Here is a 4817-nt window from a genome sequence, read left to right as displayed (position 1 = left end):
ATAATATTCTTATATGATTTGTATAAATTTTTTAAGTATTAAAATAATATATTAATCGAGGATATAAAGATGTTAACGAAAATTCAAGAAATAATTTCCGAACAATTATTCATTCCTAAGGAAAAAATTATGTTGGAAACTAGATTAAAAGAAGATTTAGGGATTGACTCTATTGATGCTGTTAACTTAGTATTTAAATTAGAACAAATTTTTAATATTAAAATTAGCGATGAGGCTTTACAACAGTTTAAAACTGTTCAAGAAGTTTGTGATTTTGTTGAACTGAATTCATCTAAATAATACAATTAGTCAAAATTAAATATTAAGGGGTTTTTTATGTTGTGTTATGATTTCGAAAAAATTGAATCTAAATGGCAACTAAACTGGACAAAAAACAAAACTTTTAAAACTAGTGAAGATTTAACAAAGCCGAAATTTTATTGTTTAGATATGTTCCCTTATCCTTCTTCGCAAGGGTTGCATGTGGGTCATATTGAAGGTTATACTGCTAGTGATATCGTTAATAGGCTAAAAAGGATGCAGCAATATAATGTATTGCATCCTTTTGGTTGGGATTCTTTTGGTTTACCAGCTGAACAATATGCTTTAAATACTGGTAATCATCCTAAAGATTTCACTTACGAAAACATCAATAATTTTAAAAAACAAATAGAGAAATTAGGTAAAGGGGTCGATTGGGAGAGAGAATTATCTACTTCCGAACCTTATTTTTACCAATGGACTCAATGGATTTTTAAAAAACTTTATGAAAAAAATCTTGCTTCTTTACAAGAGATAGAAGTTAATTTTTGCGAAGAATTAGGGACTGTTTTAGCAAACGAAGAAGTTGTTCCTACTGAAGATGGTTTAGTCTCTGAAAGAGGGTCTCATCCGGTAGTCAAAAAGAAGATGAAACAATGGGTTTTAAAAATTACTGATTATGCTGAAAGACTTTTAGATGACTTAGACTTATTAGAATGGTCACCTCAATTAAAGGAAATGCAGAAAAACTGGATTGGCAAAAAAGAAGGTTTTATTTTCGTTTTTTCTTTATTAGATGTCAAGGATAAAAAGATATCAGTTTTTACCACTAAACCTAGTACTATTTTCGGAGTAACAGCCTTATTCTTAGCTCCAGAACATCCTTTAGTAGCTGAATTAACTACTCCAGATCGTTGGAATGAAATAGATGAATACGTTAAACGTACTAAACGTAAAACTAATTTAGAGCGAGATATTAATAAAGAAAAAACTGGAGTTTTTATAGGCAGTTATGCTATTAACTTTGCTAACCAAAAAAAGATCCCTATTTGGATCGCTGATTATGTTTTGCCTCATTACGGTACGGGAGCCATTATGGCTGTTCCTTATCATGATAGTAGAGATTTTGAATTCGCTCGTAAATATGATTTAGAAATGATCCCTATTGCTAAATTACCTGAAGAAACCCAAATTTCTCCTTCTGAAAAGAAAGAACTTCAAGAAGAAAAAGAAATTAATGTGGAAGACGGTATTTTTATTAATAGTGATGTTTTAAACGGTCTTAATTATGAAGAAGCGAATAGTAAAATTATCGCTGTGGCTCAAAAAAATAATTGGGGACAAGTTAATTTTACATATCAGATGCATGATTGGGTCTTTTCTCGTCAAAGATATTGGGGCGAACCTTTCCCTGTTTATTATGATGAAAACGATAATATTTATTTAAATTCTGATGCGGAGTTACCGTTAGAATTGCCTTCAGTGGAAAAGATTGTTGTTTCTGGTGACGGAACATCGCCTTTATCTAATATTTCCTCTTGGATATATTTTGAAAAAGATGGTAAAAAATTTAGAAGAGATTCTAATACCATGCCTCAGTTAGCCGGCAGTTCTTGGTATTACATCGGTTATATTTTAAAAAATTATTTAGGTATGATTCCTTTAAACACCGATAAAGCAAAAGAATTATTAGATTATTTTTTGCCAGTTGATTTTTATATTGGCGGAACAGAACACGCAGTAGGACATTTGTTATATTCCCGTTTTTGGCATAAATTTTTATTTGATTTAGGTTTGGTTTCCAGCAAAGAACCTTTTTTAAAATTAGTTAATCAAGGCATGATTTTAGGTCATGATAATTTGAAAATGAGCAAATCCAAAGAAAACGCTGTTAACGCTTCTTTGATTTTAGAAAAATATGGTTCTGATGTTTTAAGAATTTATATGATGTTTATGGGACCTCTAGAAGATAGTAAAAGTTGGTCCGAACAAGGTTTAAAAGGGGTACAAAGGTTTTTAAACCGTGTTTATAACATGTTTGATTCATTTGAAGTTGTTTCGCAAGAATTTACCCCTTTAAAGAAAATAATGAATCAAACGATTAAAATAGTTACAGAAGATTATGAAAATTTAAAATTTAATAAAGTCGTTAGTCAGTTGATGATTTTTGTTAATGAAGCTTATAAACATCAAAAAATAGATCAAAAACAAATGAAAATCTTTTTACAATTGTTAAACCCTTTAGCGCCTCATTTAACAGAAGAATTAAACCAAACAGTTTTAGAATATTCAGCAGAATTAGTTTATTCTCAATGGCCTACTTATGATGAAACATTATTAACTACTGATACGGTAGATATTGTGGTTCAAATTAATGGTAAAGTTAAAACTAAAATAAAAGCTGATAAAGATCAAGAAAAAAAAGCTATTTTAGAATTAGCATTGAAAGATAACAAAATCGCTAACTTAGTGGAAAAAGGCAAAATCGTTAAAACTATTTATGTTCCAAATAAATTATTGAATTTGGTTTTTTGTTTTGATTCAAGGTGTTAAAATGTATAAAAATTATTTAGAAAGAATATGGCAAATATGAGATTACATAAAAAAGGATTAGTTATAGTAATTTCAGGTCCATCAGGAGTTGGAAAAGGTACTCTTACAAAGGCTTTGTTGAAAAAAGAAGGTCATAATTTTGTCTATTCTTCTTCCATGACAACAAGAGCCCCTAGGAAAGGGGAAATAGAAGGAAAAGATTACTTTTTCGTTGATCAAGCGTTTTTCCAACAAAAAATTAAAGAAAAATATTTTTTAGAACATAATAAGTTTATCGGTAATTATTATGGAACACCTTATGAAAAAGTTTTAGATCAAGTTGAAGAAGGTAAAGAAGTTATCTTAGAAATCGATGTACAAGGTTCTTTACAAATTAGAAAACATAAAATTAGCAAAGACGCTATTTTTATTTTCATTGTTCCTCCTACAAAACAAGCTTTATACAATCGTTTAAAGAAAAGAAATACAGAATCTGAAGAGATTATCCGTCAAAGAATGGATAAAGCAGATCAAGAGTTTTTATTGGCTTATAAATATGATTATATCGTAGTCAATGATGATATTGATAAAGCTGTTGATAAAATCATTTCGATTATCATTGCTGAACATTCTAAAGTTAAAAACAGTATTTCTTTTTATTTAACAGAAATTTTAAATAAAAAAGGTTGAAAAAGAATAATATGTTAAAAGATAAAAACGAAGGCATTAATTGTCCTTCTATTGATGAATTATTAAAAAGAATTGATTCTAAATATAAATTAGCTTTTTTATCTGGTAAAATAGCTCACGTGATAGAGAAAAACAATATTTTATCTTCTGTCAAACTTCCTAGTAAAAAAATCGTCAGCAAAGCTTTATCGGAAATTATTAACGATAATTTTAAAATAGTTTTTAAATAAAAAAATGGTTATGGCCAAAGATGAAAAAGGAACTAAACAAGTGACACCAGATATTCACATTCCTGTTCTTACAAAGGAAGTCATCCAATATTTAGATATTAATCCTCAAGGCATTTATGTTGATGCCACTTTAGGCGGAGGAGGACATAGTTCAGCGATTTTGCAAAAACTCTCTGAAGGTTCTTTATATGCTTTTGATCAAGATTTATTCGCTATTTCTAAGTGTCAAGAAATTTTTAAAGAAGAAAAAAGAATTACTTTAATTCATAATAATTTTTCTTTTTTAAAAGAAGAACTGGCGAAAAGAAATATCGATGCTATTGATGGTATTATTTTTGATTTAGGTTTGTCTTCTTTTCAAATTGATGACCCTCAAAGAGGTTTTAGTTATTTAAAAGATTCTTCTTTAGATATGAGAATGAATCGCAACCAAAGCCAATCGGCTAAAACTATTATTAATACTTACAGTTATGAACAGTTGAGAGATATTTTTTTTATTTATGGCGAGGAACCTAAATCAACTTTAATAGCAAAAGAAATCTTTAAAAGACGCCCTTTAAAAAATACTTTAGAATTGGTAGAAATTACTGATAAATTTTATTTTTCTTACGGTAAAAAAAAAAGAGGTCATAGTGCTAAAAGAGTTTTTCAAGCTTTAAGGATGGAAGTCAATCAAGAATTGCAAGTTTTAACAAAAGCTTTGCAACAAGGTCTTCAATTATTGAAAAAAAATGGTAAAATGGTAGTGATTAGTTTTAATTCTTTAGAAGATCGTTTGGTTAAAAACTTTTTTAAAAAAAACAGTCATACTCATTTTTTTCCTAACTTGCCTATTAAAGAAAAAGACATTCCTCCTTCTCCTTTGAAAATTATAACTAAAAAAATTATTTGTCCTAGTGAGGAAGAATTAAAATTAAATCTTCGCAGTCGTTCGGCAAAATTAAGAGCAGCTGTTAAAAATATTTAAAATTTTTTAAAAAACTAAATATTTTAATTGCTTTTAGGACAATAAAGTATTTGTTTTTTAAAAAAACATTATTTTTGTAATAAAAACATCTTTTTATTTCCAATAAATTTAAATTTAATATATAATAAAAATGCTTG

5 protein-coding genes are annotated in these 4817 nt (G+C 28.2%); all 5 read left to right on the top strand.

Features of this window, described 5'->3' with window-relative positions; genetic code table 11:
- The first annotated feature begins 69 nt into the window (after positions 1 to 69).
- The 5 genes from acpP to rsmH are packed head-to-tail and all read left to right on the top strand — an operon-like array spanning position 70 to position 4680.
- Positions 70 to 300 carry an acyl carrier protein gene (acpP, locus tag ON17_RS00705; protein WP_017191564.1) on the top strand — a complete coding sequence of 77 codons (231 nt, stop codon included), beginning with the start codon at positions 70 to 72 and terminating at the stop codon, positions 298 to 300.
- A 36-nt stretch (positions 301 to 336) separates the two neighbouring features.
- On the top strand, positions 337 to 2814 hold the full coding sequence (gene leuS / locus ON17_RS00700; RefSeq protein ID WP_017191563.1) for a leucine--tRNA ligase: 2478 nt from the start codon (positions 337 to 339) through the stop codon (positions 2812 to 2814).
- A 36-nt stretch (positions 2815 to 2850) separates the two neighbouring features.
- The gene (gene gmk / locus ON17_RS00695; protein ID WP_026071980.1) at positions 2851 to 3483 is read left to right on the top strand and encodes a guanylate kinase; all 633 of its coding nucleotides are present in this window, start codon (positions 2851 to 2853) and stop codon (positions 3481 to 3483) included.
- A gap of 11 nt (positions 3484 to 3494) precedes the next feature.
- Complete coding sequence (gene rpoZ, locus ON17_RS00690) at positions 3495 to 3713, top strand: DNA-directed RNA polymerase subunit omega (protein ID WP_017191561.1); 219 nt, start codon at positions 3495 to 3497, stop codon at positions 3711 to 3713.
- A 4-nt stretch (positions 3714 to 3717) separates the two neighbouring features.
- Positions 3718 to 4680, top strand: a complete 963-nt coding sequence (gene rsmH / locus ON17_RS00685; RefSeq protein WP_017191560.1) for a 16S rRNA (cytosine(1402)-N(4))-methyltransferase RsmH — start codon at positions 3718 to 3720, stop codon at positions 4678 to 4680.
- The last annotated feature ends 137 nt before the right edge of the window (positions 4681 to 4817 follow it).

The sequence above is a fragment of the Poinsettia branch-inducing phytoplasma str. JR1 genome, from assembly GCF_000309465.1.
Lineage (GTDB): Bacteria > Bacillota_I > Bacilli_A > Acholeplasmatales > Acholeplasmataceae > Phytoplasma > Phytoplasma pruni.
The sequence above is the reverse complement of the archived record's forward strand: the minus strand, read 5'-3'. Positions and strand labels throughout refer to the sequence as shown.

Coding starts and splice junctions, on each gene's coding strand:
- acpP (WP_017191564.1), top strand. CDS start 70: ATGTTAACGAAAATTCAAGAAATAATTTCCGAACAATTATTCATTCCT.
- leuS (WP_017191563.1), top strand. CDS start 337: ATGTTGTGTTATGATTTCGAAAAAATTGAATCTAAATGGCAACTAAAC.
- gmk (WP_026071980.1), top strand. CDS start 2,851: ATGAGATTACATAAAAAAGGATTAGTTATAGTAATTTCAGGTCCATCA.
- rpoZ (WP_017191561.1), top strand. CDS start 3,495: ATGTTAAAAGATAAAAACGAAGGCATTAATTGTCCTTCTATTGATGAA.
- rsmH (WP_017191560.1), top strand. CDS start 3,718: ATGGTTATGGCCAAAGATGAAAAAGGAACTAAACAAGTGACACCAGAT.